This window comes from Aerophototrophica crusticola (genome assembly GCF_012913305.1).
In the GTDB taxonomy this organism is placed as follows: Bacteria; Pseudomonadota; Alphaproteobacteria; order Azospirillales; family Azospirillaceae; genus Niveispirillum; species Niveispirillum crusticola.
In genome coordinates, this window is sequence record NZ_CP051775.1 from 216,185 (window position 1) to 230,995 (window position 14,811).

21 protein-coding genes are annotated in these 14,811 nt (G+C 70.8%); 5 read left to right on the forward strand and 16 right to left on the reverse strand.

The window, feature by feature from the left end:
• Nucleotides 1-68 precede the first annotated feature (68 nt).
• Nucleotides 69-1,763: a tetratricopeptide repeat protein gene (locus tag HHL28_RS01030; RefSeq protein ID WP_169654537.1), complete on the forward strand. Its 1,695-nt coding sequence runs from the start codon at nt 69-71 to the stop codon at nt 1,761-1,763.
• 79 nt (nt 1,764-1,842) lie between these two features.
• A complete protein-coding gene (locus HHL28_RS01035) occupies nt 1,843-2,730 on the forward strand; it encodes a 4-(cytidine 5'-diphospho)-2-C-methyl-D-erythritol kinase (RefSeq protein ID WP_075770911.1) in 888 nt (295 codons plus the stop codon).
• Between the two features lie 90 nt (nt 2,731-2,820).
• Here the strand turns inward: HHL28_RS01035 and HHL28_RS01040 are convergent, their stop codons facing one another.
• The 10 genes from HHL28_RS01040 to HHL28_RS01085 form a co-directional block, all read right to left on the reverse strand.
• On the reverse strand, nt 2,821-3,003 hold the full coding sequence (locus HHL28_RS01040; protein ID WP_075770912.1) for a hypothetical protein: 183 nt from the start codon (nt 3,001-3,003) through the stop codon (nt 2,821-2,823).
• Nucleotides 3,004-3,085: 82 nt separating this feature from the next.
• Nucleotides 3,086-4,228 (reverse strand): pentapeptide repeat-containing protein, encoded by a 1,143-nt coding sequence (locus HHL28_RS01045; protein ID WP_075770913.1) that lies wholly within the window; start codon nt 4,226-4,228, stop codon nt 3,086-3,088.
• 145 nt (nt 4,229-4,373) lie between these two features.
• Nucleotides 4,374-4,823 carry a (deoxy)nucleoside triphosphate pyrophosphohydrolase gene (locus tag HHL28_RS01050; RefSeq protein ID WP_083699070.1) on the reverse strand — a complete coding sequence of 150 codons (450 nt, stop codon included), beginning with the start codon at nt 4,821-4,823 and terminating at the stop codon, nt 4,374-4,376.
• Nucleotides 4,810-5,379, reverse strand: a complete 570-nt coding sequence (locus HHL28_RS01055) for a GNAT family N-acetyltransferase (protein WP_075770914.1) — start codon at nt 5,377-5,379, stop codon at nt 4,810-4,812. The genes HHL28_RS01050 and HHL28_RS01055 overlap by 14 nt, the downstream gene beginning before the upstream one ends.
• A 174-nt stretch (nt 5,380-5,553) precedes the next feature.
• Nucleotides 5,554-6,798, reverse strand: coding sequence for a bifunctional glutamate N-acetyltransferase/amino-acid acetyltransferase ArgJ (gene argJ / locus HHL28_RS01060; RefSeq protein WP_075770915.1), 1,245 nt, complete (start codon nt 6,796-6,798; stop codon nt 5,554-5,556).
• Between the two features lie 216 nt (nt 6,799-7,014).
• Nucleotides 7,015-7,173, reverse strand: a complete 159-nt coding sequence (locus tag HHL28_RS01065) for a hypothetical protein (protein WP_169654539.1) — start codon at nt 7,171-7,173, stop codon at nt 7,015-7,017.
• 76 nt (nt 7,174-7,249) lie between these two features.
• On the reverse strand, nt 7,250-7,687 hold the full coding sequence (locus tag HHL28_RS01070; RefSeq protein WP_169654540.1) for a hypothetical protein: 438 nt from the start codon (nt 7,685-7,687) through the stop codon (nt 7,250-7,252).
• Nucleotides 7,688-7,754: 67 nt separating this feature from the next.
• Complete coding sequence (locus HHL28_RS01075) at nt 7,755-8,153, reverse strand: group III truncated hemoglobin (RefSeq protein ID WP_075770917.1); 399 nt, start codon at nt 8,151-8,153, stop codon at nt 7,755-7,757.
• A 3-nt stretch (nt 8,154-8,156) separates the two neighbouring features.
• Nucleotides 8,157-8,735, reverse strand: coding sequence for an NnrU family protein (locus tag HHL28_RS01080; protein ID WP_075770918.1), 579 nt, complete (start codon nt 8,733-8,735; stop codon nt 8,157-8,159).
• A 368-nt stretch (nt 8,736-9,103) separates the two neighbouring features.
• On the reverse strand, nt 9,104-9,853 hold the full coding sequence (locus HHL28_RS01085; RefSeq protein ID WP_075770991.1) for an SDR family NAD(P)-dependent oxidoreductase: 750 nt from the start codon (nt 9,851-9,853) through the stop codon (nt 9,104-9,106).
• A gap of 131 nt (nt 9,854-9,984) precedes the next feature.
• Between HHL28_RS01085 and HHL28_RS01090 the strand changes: the two genes are divergently transcribed.
• Together HHL28_RS01090 and pip are read left to right on the forward strand one after the other, a co-directional pair.
• Nucleotides 9,985-10,587, forward strand: a complete 603-nt coding sequence (locus HHL28_RS01090; protein ID WP_075770919.1) for a TetR/AcrR family transcriptional regulator — start codon at nt 9,985-9,987, stop codon at nt 10,585-10,587.
• A gap of 158 nt (nt 10,588-10,745) precedes the next feature.
• A complete protein-coding gene (gene pip / locus HHL28_RS01095) occupies nt 10,746-11,696 on the forward strand; it encodes a prolyl aminopeptidase (RefSeq protein WP_075770920.1) in 951 nt (316 codons plus the stop codon).
• A gap of 87 nt (nt 11,697-11,783) precedes the next feature.
• Here pip and HHL28_RS01100 read toward each other — a convergent pair whose 3' ends face one another.
• Nucleotides 11,784-12,425, reverse strand: coding sequence for a 2-hydroxychromene-2-carboxylate isomerase (locus HHL28_RS01100; protein WP_075770921.1), 642 nt, complete (start codon nt 12,423-12,425; stop codon nt 11,784-11,786).
• A 146-nt stretch (nt 12,426-12,571) separates the two neighbouring features.
• Between HHL28_RS01100 and HHL28_RS01105 the strand changes: the two genes are divergently transcribed.
• Complete coding sequence (locus HHL28_RS01105) at nt 12,572-12,919, forward strand: DUF4870 family protein (RefSeq protein ID WP_075770922.1); 348 nt, start codon at nt 12,572-12,574, stop codon at nt 12,917-12,919.
• Nucleotides 12,920-13,026: 107 nt separating this feature from the next.
• On the opposite strand, the gene HHL28_RS01110 is transcribed toward HHL28_RS01105, so the two are convergent.
• The 5 genes from HHL28_RS01110 to HHL28_RS01130 are packed head-to-tail and all read right to left on the reverse strand — an operon-like array spanning nt 13,027 to nt 14,801.
• Nucleotides 13,027-13,434, reverse strand: a complete 408-nt coding sequence (locus HHL28_RS01110) for a hypothetical protein (RefSeq protein WP_169654542.1) — start codon at nt 13,432-13,434, stop codon at nt 13,027-13,029.
• Nucleotides 13,435-13,485: 51 nt separating this feature from the next.
• Nucleotides 13,486-13,884, reverse strand: coding sequence for a type II toxin-antitoxin system HicB family antitoxin (locus HHL28_RS01115; protein ID WP_075770924.1), 399 nt, complete (start codon nt 13,882-13,884; stop codon nt 13,486-13,488).
• A gap of 11 nt (nt 13,885-13,895) precedes the next feature.
• The gene (locus HHL28_RS01120) at nt 13,896-14,084 is read right to left on the reverse strand and encodes a type II toxin-antitoxin system HicA family toxin (RefSeq protein ID WP_075770925.1); all 189 of its coding nucleotides are present in this window, start codon (nt 14,082-14,084) and stop codon (nt 13,896-13,898) included.
• Nucleotides 14,085-14,118: 34 nt separating this feature from the next.
• The gene (locus HHL28_RS01125) at nt 14,119-14,433 is read right to left on the reverse strand and encodes a hypothetical protein (protein WP_075770926.1); all 315 of its coding nucleotides are present in this window, start codon (nt 14,431-14,433) and stop codon (nt 14,119-14,121) included.
• The gene (locus HHL28_RS01130; RefSeq protein WP_075770927.1) at nt 14,433-14,801 is read right to left on the reverse strand and encodes a hypothetical protein; all 369 of its coding nucleotides are present in this window, start codon (nt 14,799-14,801) and stop codon (nt 14,433-14,435) included. The genes HHL28_RS01125 and HHL28_RS01130 overlap by 1 nt, the downstream gene beginning before the upstream one ends.
• Nucleotides 14,802-14,811: the final 10 nt, after the last annotated feature.

Sequence of the window (14,811 nt, forward strand, 5' to 3'; positions counted from 1 at the left end):
CGCGTGGGATCTCGGGCGGGAGCTTGTGTGGCATGGGCGGTTTCGGTCGGTGGTGTGGGGTCGCGGTCGTGGCGTTGCTGGCAGGGGGTGCCCCCGCCCTTGCCGAATCCTCCGAGGTCAGGTCCGGCCTGTCCGCCCCGGCCCAGGCCTATGCCGACTACCTGGCCGGGCGCATCGCCAGGGGTGCGGGGGATTGGGACAACGCGGCCAAGCGCCTGACCGGCGCGCTGCGGGCCGACCCGGCCAACACCGCCCTGGCCCGCCAGGCCTTCCTGATCCAGCTCGGGGAGGGCCGCTACGCCGACGCCCTGGATCTGGCCGCCAAGCTGAAGACCTCCGGCGCCGACAGCTTCCTGGCCGGCGCGCTCCAGGTTTCCGACCTTCTCTCCAGGAACAAGCTGCCCGAGGCCCGGGCCCGGTTGGCGGAGGTGCCCGCCGACGGCCTCGGCCAGTTCGTCGTGCCCCTGTTGGCGGCCTGGGTGGAGGTGGCGGCGGGCCAGCATGACGCGGCCCTGGCCAAGCTCTCCGTCCTGGAACAGACCCCCGGCTTCGTGCCCCTGCACCGCTTGCAGGCGGCCCTGATTGAGGATCTGCGCGGCAACGGCGCCGTGGCGGGGGAGCTGTATGCCAAGGCGCTGGAGGGCGGCACGCCCCTGCGGCTGATGCAGCTCGCCGGCAACTTCCATGAGCGCGCGGGCCGGGTTGAAGCCGCCCGCGCCCTGTACCTTTCCGTGAAGGCGGAGAACCCGGACAGCCTGGCGGCGGACGAGGCCCTGGCCCGCCTCGACAAGGATGGTCCCGCCCCACGCCGGCTGGTGGCCGACGCCAAGGACGGGCTGGCGGAGGCGCTGTTCGAGCTGGCCTCTGCCATGCACCAGGAAAGCGCCCAGGAAATGGCCCTGATGTTCGGCCGCCTGTCGCAGTTCCTGCGGTCGGACCAGGCCTTGGCCCGCATCATGACCGGCGACGTGCTCCAGGCCCGCTCCCGCCATGCCGACGCGCTGGTGGAATACAAGGCCGCCGTGGACAGCGGCGGCAGTGCCGTGGCCTGGATGGCCCGGCTGCGGCAGGCGGACATGCTGCGCCGCCTGGACCGGGTGGACGAGGCGGCCAGGTTGCTGGAGGCCATGGCGACGGAACGCCCGGCCCGGTCCGATGCCCTGGCCCGGCTGGGCGACGTGCTGCGCAGCCAGGAACGCTATGGGGAGGCGGCGGATGCCTACACCCGCGCCCTGACCCGGCTGGGGGAAAGCCCCAAGCTGACCGCGGGTCTGCTCTATGTCCGCGGCATGTCCCTGGATGCCGCCGGCCGCTGGGCCGAGGGGGAAGCGGACCTGAAGCGCTCGCTGGAGCTGAACCCGGACAACGCCTCCGTCCTGAACTACCTGGGCTACAGCTGGGCCGACCGGGGCGTGAACCTGATGCAGGCCCGCGCCCTGCTGGAAAAGGCGGTCGGCCTGAAGCCGGACGACGGCTACATCATCGACAGCCTGGGCTGGGTGAAGCTCAAGCAGGGTGACATCGCCGGTGCCGTGGAGCTGCTGGAGCGGGCGGTGGAGCTGCACCCGCTGGACCCCGCCATGAACGACCACCTGGGCGATGCCTACTGGGCCGCCGGCCGCAAGCAGGAAGCCCGCTTCCAATGGACCCGCGCCGCGCAGCAGAGCGCGGACAAGGACCTGAAGCAGGCCGCCGAGGACAAGCTGAAGAACGGCCTGCCCCTGCCCAAGACGGCAGAGACGGTGGTACCGAAGGGGGAGTGACGGCCTTCAAGGCCAAGACCCCTGGCATCCGGGGCCGCCGGCGCTATGCTGGCGGCCCTTTCGCTTTGTCGGGGGCGTGATGCCGACCCTGGTGCGGGCCGCGGCGGCGGCCAAGCTGAACCTCTACCTGCATGCCCTGGGCCGCCGGGATGACGGTTACCACCTGCTGGACAGTCTGGTGGCCTTCGCCAGCCCGCATGATGTGGTGACGGTGCGGGAATCCGATGGCTTCAGCCTGGAGATCACCGGCCCCTTCGCCGCCCCACTGCTGGCGGAGGACCTGTCCCGCAACCTGGTGACCCGCGCCGCCCGGGCCCTGGCCGCGGCGCTGGGGCGTGCGCCGGACGTGGCGGTGACCTTGGAGAAGCACCTGCCGGTGCAGGGCGGCATCGGCGGCGGTTCATCGGACGCGGCGGCCACGCTGCGGGCCCTGGCGGCCTTGTGGGGCCTGGACCCGGATGACCCGGCACCCGCCCGGGTGGCGCCGGACCTGGGCGCCGACGTGCCCGTCTGCCTGTTCGGCCGCACCGCCTATTTCGGCGGGGTGGGGGAACTGGTGGAGCAAGCGCCTGAGCTGCCGCCCGGCCTGTCGCTGGTGCTGGTCAACCCCGGCGTCGGCCTGTCCACCAAGGACGTCTTCAAGGCCCGCACCGGTCCCTGGAGCCAATCCGGCCGGCTGGAACGGGCGGCGCGGGAGGTGGGGGAGTTCGTCGCCATGCTGGGCGCCAGGGACAACGACCTGATGGCCCCGGCCATCGCCCTGGCCCCCGTGGTCGGGCAAGTCATCGACGCGCTGGCGGCCACGTCAGGCTGCCACCTGGCCCGCATGTCGGGCAGCGGGTCCACCTGTTTCGGGCTCTACGCCTCACGGGCGGATGCCGACGCCGCGGCGAAAACGCTGACGGCCGCCAACCCCGGCTGGTGGGTGGCGGCCGCCGATTTCGTCAGGGATGTGCGCGACTTGTAGGTCGGATCAGGGAAGCGTAATCCGACGGCAGGCAGTGCGCTGGGGTGTCGGATTACGCGGCTTGCGCCGCTGATCCGACCTACGGGACGCTTACTCGTCGTGGGCCGGGCGCAGATAGCGCAGGGGCCATGACAGGGCATAGCGCAGGGCGAACAGGCAGACGGCCATGTCGGCGCGCCGGCCGGTGTCCTGGGTGCGGAAGCCCGTGGGGATCAGTTCCCCCAGACCGATCAGCAGGTACCCGATCACGACAAGCCAGAAAACCTCGACCATCACAGCCTCCCCGCACGCGTCATGGGGGCATTTTCGGGCGTGCAAGTTAAGGAGGGCTGAATCCGGTACACGCCCCTTGGGGTTAGCCCACCAGCGGCGGCAGGGCGCAATCCCGCAGCGTCGCCCCATCCAGCCGCCCGGGTGGCACCTGGACATTGGTCAGGGCGACCCATTCCAGCGTCGCCCCGCCGAACCGGGCCGGCAGCCGTCCGCCGCGGGCCAGTTCCAGGTCGCCCAGGTCCGCGGCCTCCAGCACCGTGTGGCGCAGTGTGGCATTCTCGAAGCTGGCGCCGCGCAGGTCCGCCCCCGACAGGTCGGTATAGGCCAGGGTCGCGGCGTGGAAGTCGCTGGCCGCCAGCTTGGCATGGGCCAGCTTGGCACCGGTCAGGTCGGCACCGCGGAAGCTGATGGCCGACAGCTCCCGCCCCCGCAGATCCACCCCGCGCAGCGCCTTGCCGACGAAATCCGCCCGCTGCCCCTCCTTGCCCCGGCTCTCCACCCAGGCCTCATGCCGGGCCACGATCCGGTCCACCTCCGCCAGCATCTTCAGGTGCTCCTGGAAGGCGGGGAGGCCGTGGAAAATGCGCCGTGCCTGGTCGTCCACGGTAAAGACGGCCTCGGCGATGTTGGCGTTCAGGAAATTGGCACCCTGCATCCGGGCGCCCAGCAGGATCACGCCGGTCAGGTCGCTGTCCGACAGGTCGGCACTGCCCAAATCCGCGTTGCGCAGGTTCACCCCCCGCAGCCGCGCCTTGCGCAGCACGGCATCCTGCAACGACGCTTCCTCCATGTTGCAATAGGACAGGTCGGTGATGTACTCGCGGCTCACCACCTCATCGCCGTTCTTGCCCTGGCGATGCAGGGTGAAGGAGCCCACCCGCAGGTCGCTGCCGTCCAGCTTGGCCTGCTGCAGGTCCGACTTGTAGAAGCGGGCTCCGCGCAAGTTGGCGCGGGTGAAGTCGCAATGCTTCAGGTCCGAGCCGATGAAGAGGCTGTTGGACAGGTCCGCTTCCACGAAGCGGCAGCGTTGCAGGTCCGCCTGGGACAGGTTGCAGGCCAGCAGGGTGGACTTGGACAGGTCGAAGCCCGCCAGCTTCAGCCCCGACAGGTTGGCCAGCCGCGACTCCAGCCGCTTACCCCCGCGGCCGCGCAGGAACAACCCGTGCTGGGCAAGCTGCACGGTGAACTGCTCATTGGGGCCGTGCGGGGTGACGGGCTTCTGCATGGTCCGGGATGATCGGGGGCGGGGCATGGACAGGATGCCGCCACGGCAACGGGGGTGGTTGAATAACACCCCCGGTCCAGTTGTTTAACCTGTTCACAAGCATAGGGTGGTGAGGGCGGCTGCACCCATGCGGCCCGGATGCTTCCTACAGCAAGTCCCGCAGCAGCGCCACCAGCGGGATGTCCGCCGGCGGCATGGGGTAGTCGCCCATGCGGTTGGGCCGGACCCAAGCCAGTTGCTGGCCTTCCAGCGGCTGTGGCGTGCCCTTCCAGACCCGGCAGACGAACAGCGGCATCAGCAGGTGGAACGCCTCATAACCATGGCTGGCGAAGGCGAAGGGTGCCAGACAGCTCTCCGCCGTGTCGATGCCCAGCTCCTCCTTCAGTTCCCGCACCAGGGCGGCTTCAGGCGTCTCCCCCTCATGCACCTTGCCGCCGGGGAATTCCCACAGGCCCGCCATGCTCTTGCCCGGCGGGCGCTGGGCCAGCAGCACGCGGCCGTCCGCATCCACCAGGGCCACCGCGGCCACCAGCAGGGTTTTCACCGGGCCACGGGGGGCGGCGTTCGTCCAACAGGGTGTCTCACCCTCGGCCATGCCGGGCCTCCCAGTCATGCCGGTCCAGCCGGTACAGGTTCATCGGGCCCGGATCGCCACGCAGGTAGCGGGGTGCCGCCGGGTCCACCCGGTCCAGGCGGAAGCCCAGCTTGCGCAGCACCGCGTTGCTGCCATGGTTCCCAGGGTCGGCGGCGGAGCGGACCCGGACCATGCCGATCTCCCGGAATGCCGCGTCCACCAGGGCGCCCGCGGCCTCCGTCATGATCCCCCGGCCCCAGGCGGCGGGGGTCAGCCAGTACCCCAACTCCCCGTCCCCGGGGGCGAAGTCGTTCACCCCGATGGCGGCGGCGCCCAGGATCGTGTCCTCCGCCCCCCGAAGGCAGATCGCCCGGTGGAACCGGTCGCCGCTCGCCTCCTTGGCCGCGCAGTCTTCCAGCCACCAACGCGCGTCCGCCTCCGCATAGGGGTGTGGCACCCGGATCAGCCACTCCGCCACCTCCCACCGGCCCAATTCCCGCACCAGCACGGGCAGGTCCCCCTCCACCAGGGGGCGGAGGGTCAGGCGGGGGGTGTGGAGCAGGGTGGGCCAGGGCATGGGCGGCTTACGCGTCAGGATCTTTCACAACCCTCGCCACCTGGAAGACCGCTTCCCCCGCGAAGGCGGGGGTCCACGGTTCTTTGACCCAGGTCCGGTGGGGCCGTCGCTGAAAACTGTGGGCCCCCGCCTTCGCGGGGGAAACAAAAATCCGGCGGGAAGCCTTGGGGCCCTTCAGTTCCGGTAGCTCCCGTTGATGTCGATGTAGCCGTGGGTCAGGTCGCAGGTCCACACGGTGGCCTCGCCGTGGCCCAGGCCGATGTCCACCTGGATGTCGATCTCCTGCCCCTTCATGTGGGCGGCGACGGGGGCCTCGTCATAGCCGGGGACCTCCATGCCGTCGCGGCAGATCTGGACGCCGCCGATGCTGATCACCAGCCGGTCGCGGTCCGCCCGCTCCCCCGACCGGCCGACGGCGGCGACGATGCGACCCCAGTTAGCGTCCTCCCCCGCCACGGCGGTCTTCACCAGGGGGCTGTTGGCCACGGTCAGGGCGATGCGCTTGGCGGCCGCGTCGCTGTCGGCGCCGGTGACGCGGACGCTGACGAACTTGGTCGCCCCTTCCCCGTCGCGCACGATCTGCTGGGCCAGGTCCAGGCAGACCTCCTCGATGGCCGCGGCCAGGGCGGCCAGGCGGGGGTCGGTGGCCTCCAGGATGGGCATGTGCCCGGCCTTGGCCGTGGCGCACAGCACCAACGTGTCACTGGTGGAGGTGTCGCCGTCCACGGTGATGCTGTTGAAGCTGCGGTCGGTGGCCCGGCTCAGCACATGCTGCAACAGGGGGGCGGCCACGTCGGCGTCGGTGAAGACATAGGCCAGCATGGTCGCCATGTCGGGTGCGATCATGCCGCTGCCCTTGGCGAAGCCGGCCACGGTGACGGTCTTGCCGTCGATCTCCGCGAAGGCGGCGGCCCCCTTCGGGAAGGTGTCCGTGGTCATGATGGCCTTGGCGGCCTCTTCCCAGGCGGCCCCTTCGGCCGGCGCCAGCTTGCCGAAGGCTTCCGGCAGGTGCTTGGCGATCAGGTCGGCTTCCATGGGCTGGCCGATGACGCCGGTGGAGGCGGGGAACACCTCGCTCTCCTTGCAGCCCGCCAGCCGCGCGGCGGCCGCCACCGTGGCGTCCACGAACGCCTCCCCCGCCTTGCCGGTGAAGGCGTTGGAGTTGCCTGCGTTCACCACCACCACCCTGGCATGGCCGCCCTTCAGGTTGGCGCGGCAGCGGTGCACGGGGGCGGAGGCGGTCAGGGACCGGGTCAGCACGGCGGCCACGGTCGTGCCCGGGTCCAGCACCGCCACCAGCGTGTCGTTGCGGGGTGTCTTGTAGCGGATGCCGCATCGGTGCGCCGCGAACCGCACCCCCGCCACGGGCGGCAGGGTCGGGAAGGAAGCGGGGGCGAGCGGGGACACCTTGGACGCCATGGCGCAGCGGCTCCTGTGGGACGGATCAAGCGGCGCCATGAAGACGAAGGGGCCGGGCGGGGTCAAGGGGGGAGTGTTTACGTTTTCCCTCAAGCGCCGGGCGGGCGCATCCGCACCCTTGGCTTACGCGGGCCCATACTTTGTTTGAGGGGGGCCCGCGCGGCTGCGGTCGCGGCCGTGGACGGCCCCGGACCGGCCGGGGCCGCCCCTTGCGACCTACACCCGCGGCGTGTCGCTGGTGCTGGCGAAGACGCTGTGCAGGAACCAGGCGAGCATGGTGCCCAGCAGCATCAGCCCGCCCCACTGCCGCTCCACTGTGGACAGGGCGGCGGCGGCGGCGATCAGGGCGCCATAGATCAACAGGGTGCGCTTCATCGGTCAGGTATCCCATGCGTTCGCGCAAGGCCGGCCGCGGCTCTGGCGGCACCGGTCCTGGCGCGGGGTGTCACTGTCAGGGTTCAGCGGGCCCGGGGGCCTCAGGCATGGGAAAGGGAAGGCGGCCCGGTGGGCTGGCGCGGGCCCGTGCGCACCGGTCGGGGACCAGGTCTGGCGTAGCGGGCCAGGGGGTGGCGGCCGGCAGGGCAGGGGCAAAGGTGTGGTCACCGGCCGGCAGGGTGGCATCCGGGCCGGACGGCGGGGCCGGGGGCACCTCCCGCCGGGACTCGGCGGTGGCCGTGGCGACGGCCAGGGCCCGGCCCGCCTCCGCCCCGTCGCTGGCGGCGGCCCGCGGACCCTCGAGCGACAATGGCCCGGCGGGGCCCAGCCCCTGCCCGCCCACCAGGGCCAGCAACAGGGCGAACAGGCCCAGCATGAACCCCTCCGCCGGCCAACGCTCCGCCGGCCGCGCGGGCGGCAGGGGTTCGGGGCAGGGGTGCAAGGGCTCGGTCACGGGGGCTCCGGCGGTCGGGGGCGGATGGCCCCGGGCGTCCTCGGGATATGTAAGAAGGCGGGGCGGCTTACGCCAGACCCTGTTCGCGTGCCATGGCGATGCCCTGCATCAGGGCCGCGGCCATGCGCTCCGCCTTTTCCTGGAACTGGGCGGCGGCCTCGGGCACGTACAGGCTGGCCGCCGTCTCCGCGAACAGGGCCAGCCAGCGGCGGAAATGGTCGGGGCCCAGGCCGGGCAGCATGGCGTGCGCCTGCATGGGCCGGCCGCCATAGCGCCCCGTCGCCAGCATCACCGACGACCAGAAGGCATGGACCTTAAGAAGGTGGTGTTTCCAGGCCTCGTCATCCGTGCCCACGGCCTGCTCGAAGACGGGGCCCAGCAGCGGGTCGTAGCGGGCCTTGTCATAGAAGGCGATCACCAGGTCGGCGATGGACTCGTCGTCGATGGTCTCGAAACGCTCGGTCATGGCTCAGGTCCGGAGATAGGCGGCGGGGGCGACCCCCAGCGCCAGGGGATGCAGGGCCAGCAGCCCGGCCCACAGGGCCAGCGTCGCCGCCGGCCGCCACAGGCCGATGCCGCGCCAGTCCACCCGCGTCGGGTGGGGCGGCGCCAGGGCCAGGTTCTTGCGCAGGGAGCCCAGCCCGATCAGGGCGAAGCCGGCGAACACCACGGCGCCCCGCGCGTCCGACACGGCGAACAGGTGCAGCAGGGCCCACAGGGTCACGCCCACGCTGCCCGGCGCCCGCACCAGCGTGTGGATGCCGCCCTCCCTGGTGGTCACCCGCGCCAGCATCAGGAACAGGGGTACCGGCATCAGCAGCACCGCCGCCCGTTTCCAGCCCAACCCCAAGTCCAGGGGCGACGGCGCCGGGTCGGTGGCCTGCCAGGCCCAGACCAGGAAGACCAGCGCGCCCAGCGACAGGGCGGAATAGGCCGCCATGTAGGGCCCACGCCCCATGGCCGCCATCAACCGCGGCTTCACCCCCGGCCACCCCGGCCCCAGATGGCTGGCCGCCATCAGCAACGTCGCGCCCACCAACGCGCCCATGATCCCTGTCCCTTCGGTTCCCGCGACCAGCTAGGCCTTTCCGGGTCGGGTGGGAAGCCGCGCATGGTCGCAGGGGATGGTTGTCACGGGGGTGGTGCGGCGGGGAGGTGTTTGGGGAAAACGGATTTGAACGGATCAAGACGGATTGGAACGGTAAGGTCGGGCGCGAGACATGCCGCTTGCTTTGCCGAGATTGGAAACTGATCGCGCCGCAGGCGTAGCCATCCTGACTGCTGGGGCAACGCACGTCCCCAGGCAGGATGGAACTACCGTCTTCATCCGTTCCGATCCGTCCAAATCCGTTTTCCCGACCCACGCCTCGACACGGGAGCGGTCCCCGGAAAGGACCGCCCCCGCACCGACAAGCCTTACGCCTCCATCCCGCCATCCACGTCCAGCGCCACGCCGGTGATGTAGCTGGCGGCGGGGCTGGCCAGGAACAGGATGGCGGCGGCCACCTCCTCCGGCTTGCCATAGCGCTGCATGGCCGTCAGGGGACGGACCACACTGGCCAGGTCGCCATCGGCCGGGTTCATGTCCGTGTCGATGGGGCCGGGCTGCACCACGTTCACCCGGATGCCCCGGGGCGCCAGGTCTCGGGCCCAGCCGCGGCTCAGGTTGGCGACGGCGGCCTTGCTGGCGGCATAGGCGCTGACCCCCGCCAGCGGCACCCGGCGGCCCAGCACGCTGCCTGTCGTGACGATGGCCCCGCCTTCGGGCAGCAGCGGGACGGCGGCCTTCACCGCGGCCTGCACCGCCACGACATTGATGGTCCACTGGCGTAGGGACTCCGCCTCGTCCATCTGGTCCACCGGCCCGCCCAGGAAGACGCCGGCGTTGTTGACCAGGATGTCCAGCCGGCCGAAGGCGGCGTGCACCGCCCGCACCAGCTCCGCCACCGCGGCCGGGTCGGCGGAGTCCGCGCGATAGGCGGTCACCTCCGCGCCCTTGCCGCGCAGCTCCGCCACAAGCGCCTCGGCAGCCCCGGCAGAGGCGGCATAGCTGAAGGCCACCGCCGCCCCCTTGGCGGCCAGGGCCCGCACCGTTGCCGCGCCGATGCCGCGGCTGCCGCCCGTCACCAGGGCCACCTTGCCCGCGAACTCAAGCTCTGCACCCATCTTCATCCTCCATGGCTTGTCGCCGGAACCTGTCCCGGTGCGTCATATGTACCGGTCGGTATGAAAATCGGCACGTTGTACCCTGTCGTCAAGAGAATTATATACTGGTCAGTATAAAAGGAGGGATTGCCATGCCCCGGGGTCGCCCCCGGCAGTTCGACGCGGACGCGGCCCTGGACCGCGCGCTGGAGGTTTTCTGGCGCAAGGGCTTCGACGGCGCGTCCCTGACCGACCTGACCGAGGCCATGGGCATCAACCGCCCCAGCCTGTATGCCTGTTACGGCGACAAGGCCGCCCTGTTCGAGAAGGCGGTGGACCGCTACCTGTCGGGTCCCGCGGCCCCGGGCCTGCGCCTGCTGGCGGCGGCACCGACGGCGCGGGACGGGGTGGCCGCCCTGCTGGCCGCCTCTGCCGCGGCGCTGGCCGCGCCCGGTAACCAGCCGACGGGCTGCCTGCTGGTCCACGGCGCCCTGTCCGGCAGCGGGGAATGCGCGGGCGTGGAGGACATGCTGGCCGCCAAGCGCGCCGGCACGGAAAGGGCCATCCGCGCCCGGATCGAGCGGGGCCTCGCCGATGGGGACGTGCCCGCAGGGACGGACGCCGCCACCCTGGCCCGCTTCTATGCCACCGTGCTGAACGGCCTGGCGGTGCAGGCCCGCGGCGGCGCCACGGCGGCGGACCTGGAGGCCGTGGCCGGGATGGCCATGGCGGCTTGGCCGGCGGGGACGGGCTGAGCGGGCGCGCCTTGGGCACGATGGCCCGCCCCGGCTGTTGGGCCGGACCGGTTGGTTCTCCGCCGCGGACCCTTTGCGTTGCGCGCGCGGCTTCAATAGGATTGTGACACCCCCCAACCCTTTGCCTGGTCAACGATCGGGCCGACTCGGGACAGGCCATGCCGCGCGGTGACCTTTTCTCCCCCCTCGACCCCTACCAGACCGGGCGCCTGAGGGTCAGCGACCTGCACACGCTGTATTGGGAGCAGTGCGGCAATCCCAACGGGATGCCCGTGGTGTTCCTGCATGGCGGCCCGGGTGCCGGCGCCTCGCCCACCCACCGGCGCTTCTTCGACCCCACCTTCTACCGCATCGTCATCCTGGACCAGCGCGGCTCCGGCCGGTCCACGCCGCTGGGGGAGGTGCGGGAGAACGACATCCCCCATCTGGTCGCGGACCTGGAGTTGCTGCGCGGCCAGCTTGGCATCCAGCGCTGGATGGTGTTCGGCGGCAGCTGGGGCTCCACCCTGGCGCTGGCCTATGCCCAGGCCCACCCGGAACGGGTGATCGGCCTGGTGCTGCGCGGCATCTTCCTGATGCGCAAGCGGGAGATCGACTGGTTCCTGTACGAGATGCGGACCATCTTCCCGGAGGCCTGGGCCAACTTCGCCGGCTACATCCCGCCGTCGGAACAGCACGACCTGCTGGAGGCCTACTGGAAGCGCCTGTCAGACCCCAACCCCGCCGTGCGCATGCAGGCCGCCCGGATCTGGAGCGTGTATGAGGGCGCCTGCTCCACCCTGCTGCCCAGCCCGGAACTGGTCAGCGCGTCGGGGGAGGACACCCATGCCCTCGGCCTCGCCCGGATCGAGGCGCACTATTTCCGCAACAACCGGCTGACCCCGGAATCCAAGCTGCTGGACGACGTGCACCGCATCCGCCACATCCCCGCGGTGATTGTGCAGGGGCGCTACGACATCGTCTGCCCCATCCGCACGGCGGATGAGTTGCACCGCGCCTGGCCGGAGGCGGACTACATCGTCGTCCCCGACGCCGGCCACAGCGCCATGGAACCCGGCGTGCGCGCCGCGCTGGTGCAGGCGACGGAACGGTTCAAGACGCTGGCGTGAGGTATGTCGGGGTTCCCGTTGGTCACCCCGACCTACGCCGTAGGTCGCGGGTGAGCGAAGCGAAACCCGACATCACAAGCACACCGCTCACCCCGCCGCCTTCGCCTCCGCCACCGCCTGCCGCAGCAGGGCCAAGCGGTCGTTGCCGAACACCATCTCCGTCGTGCCGTCCGGGCGGTGCACCACGAAGCTGGGGGCGCCGAAGCAGCCGGCCTTCAGGGCGGCCTGGATGTTCTCCTCCAGCAGGCGGGCGGTCTCCGCCTCCTCCAGGGCTGGCTTGAACAGGTGCGGCTCGATGCCGGCGGTGTCGTTGGCGATGGACAGGCACAGGGCGTCGTCCGCCGGGCTCCTGCCCTCCACGAAAAGGGCCTTCATCAACGCCCGGGCGAAGACCTGCCCCGCGTCGAACCGCCGGGCGGCCACGCAGGCCAGGGCCAGCCGCTTCGGGTCGGGGATGGTCACGTCCGCGTGGTTGCGGAACGGCACCTTGTACAGCCGGGACCAGCGCTGCAGGTCCGTGACGCGGTAGGCGGGTTCGTACTGGCCGGAATGGGGCGTGGCCAGGCTGGGGTCATAGCCCGCCGCCTTGGCCAGCAGCCGGGCCGACAGGGGCACCCAGTCCACCCGGCACCCCGTCTCCACCTGCAACGCCATCATCTGGGTGCCGGCCAGGTAGCAATAGGGGCTGGCCGGGCTGAAATAGAACTCGACGCGGATGGGGGCGGGCATGGTCCTGCGCTTCCGGGGTGTTGGTGGTCCCACAAGCCTTGCCAGGAACGGCCCCCCGCTGGCAAGCCCCCGGGCCCGGGCGGGCGTTGACAACGGCCCCCCGCATCCCCAAGCCTTTAGGGGACACGGCGAAAGGGGGCAGGGCCATGGCTTACCGCGAATATGATGTCAGCAGCCGGAGCGAGGGCCTGCGCAACGCCGCGCTGGTGGCCTGGATCTGCTACGCGGTGGGCCTGCTCTCCTCCTGGCTGACGGGGCCAATCGGCTTTGTCGTCGCCCTGGTGAAGCGGGGCGACTCGGTCGGCACCGTGTATGAAAGCCACTTCAACGCCGTCATCCGCAGCGGCATCATCTGCTTCATCGGCTATACGCTGGGCTGGATCACGGTCTGGATCGGCATCGGCTTCGTGATCCTGTTCGCCGTCTGGCTCTACAACGTCTATGTGGTCATCCGCGGCTTCATGCGGCTGATGGAACGGCGGCCTTACGATTAAGTGTTCCTCAGGCGCCGGCACAGGCTCCGCCTGCTTGGCTTACGCGACCACGGGGTCGCGCGGCGGCAGTCGCCGCCGGGGCGGTTCCCGGTTGGCCGGCAACCGCCCTATCCCACCGCCCAGGCCACCCCGGCGACGATCCACAGGCCCAAGGCCACCAGCGCGGCCAGCTCCGCATGCTGGAACAGGCTGTCACGCAGCGCCTCCCCTACCAGCCGCTGGGCCACCTCGTCCGGCAGGCCGGTCTTCCGGTCCAGCATGATGAAGACCTCGGTCCGGCGGTAGGGGCGGGCCGTGGCGCGCCCGGCCATCAAGGCCAGGGTCATGGCCATCAGGCTGCACAGGATGGCGCCGGACTTGGCGGCCACGAAGGGGTCGAAGCTCAACCCCACCACCATGCAGAAGATGCCAAGCCCGGCGAAGCCGCAGCCCCGCCGCACCGACAGGTCCGCACACCGCCGGATCGTCTCCATCCGCTCCACCGCACCCTCCATCATCGTGACGGGGCTGTGCAACAGTTCGGAACAGGATGTATCGCGCCGATGGCTTGGCGCCAGGGTGAATCGTCAGGCGGCGTCCGACATCAGCTTCTTCGCTGCCCGGACCAGCAGGCCGGACCGGGTGAAGCCCTCCCGCGCCGCGAAGCGGTCGATCTCCGCCAGCACGTCGGTGGGGATGGTGATGTTGACCCGCGCCGTTTCTTGCCGCGCGGTGGTGAGCGGGACCAGCGCGACCACGGCGCCCGCGAATTCCGGCAGGGCCGACACCGTATCCAGGCTGGACGGGGCGGGCAGGGTCTCACCGTCCTCCGCCATGCCGCGGGCGTGGAAGGACAAGGCCTCCTCCGCCAGGGCCCGCGCGTCGTCCAGGGTCCGCCCAGCCGTGACGCAGCCCGGGAAGTCCGGGAAGGACACACCATAGTCGCTGTCCGGGTCCTTGTGGATCAGGGCGATGTAGTGGGGCATGGCGTCCGTCCTCAGCGCAGGCGCAAACCGGCCTGCTTCTCGATGCTCAGCAGCGTCTTCAGCGGCACGTCCCGCTTGGGGTGCGGGACCGTGACCCGGCCCTTCTTGGTCGGGTGCTTGAACTGCACGTGGCTGCCCTCCTGCCCGACCTGGAACCAGCCGTCCGCCTTCAAGGCGGTGATGATCTCACGGCTCCTCATGATGTGTATCCACACACACGCTGGCAAGGGTCGATCACAGCCGCGCCGCCGTCAGCAGCGCCGGCAGGGTCAGCAGCACGGCCCCGCCCAGCCAGATGGTCAGCGAGGTGCCGTCGCTGTCCTTCAGCCCCCGCACCCGCTCATAGATGGCGGCGGGGACGCCGGACAGCATCACCGTCAGGGCCGAGAGCAGCAGGGAAGAGGCGTAGAACATCACCGGCCCGGTGCGGGGCAGCAGTTCCGGCATCCAGACCGGCGACAAGGCCAGCACCAGCAGCAGGGCGGGGGAGAAGATGCCGTTGATGACCGCGACGAAGGCGATGGCGATGGCAAGGTGGCGGCGTTCCATCAGCGGGTCCCTCCCGGGGCTGCGGGGGCCGTGGCGGCGGGGGGCTGGCCCAACGGCAGGCTGCCCAGGCTGGGCGCCAGGCCGGCGGCGAACATTACGGTGAAGAAGGCGAACCGCGCCAGGAACAGCCACAGGGTCGCCAGCAGCGGCAGCAGGATGAAGGGCACCACCCGTGGCGTCAGCCAACCCGTGGCCTTCACCGGCCAGGCGGTGACCAGGACGAAGAAGCGCCAGATGTAGTTGCCCGAGTCGGGCGGCAGGATGAAGGACAGCACGAACCGGCCGAGGCAGGTCCAGGCCAGAAGGGACAGGGCATAGGTCCCCAGCCAGAAGGGCAGGTGGGCCCAATAGAAGGCGGCGTGTTCCATGATCTCCCGG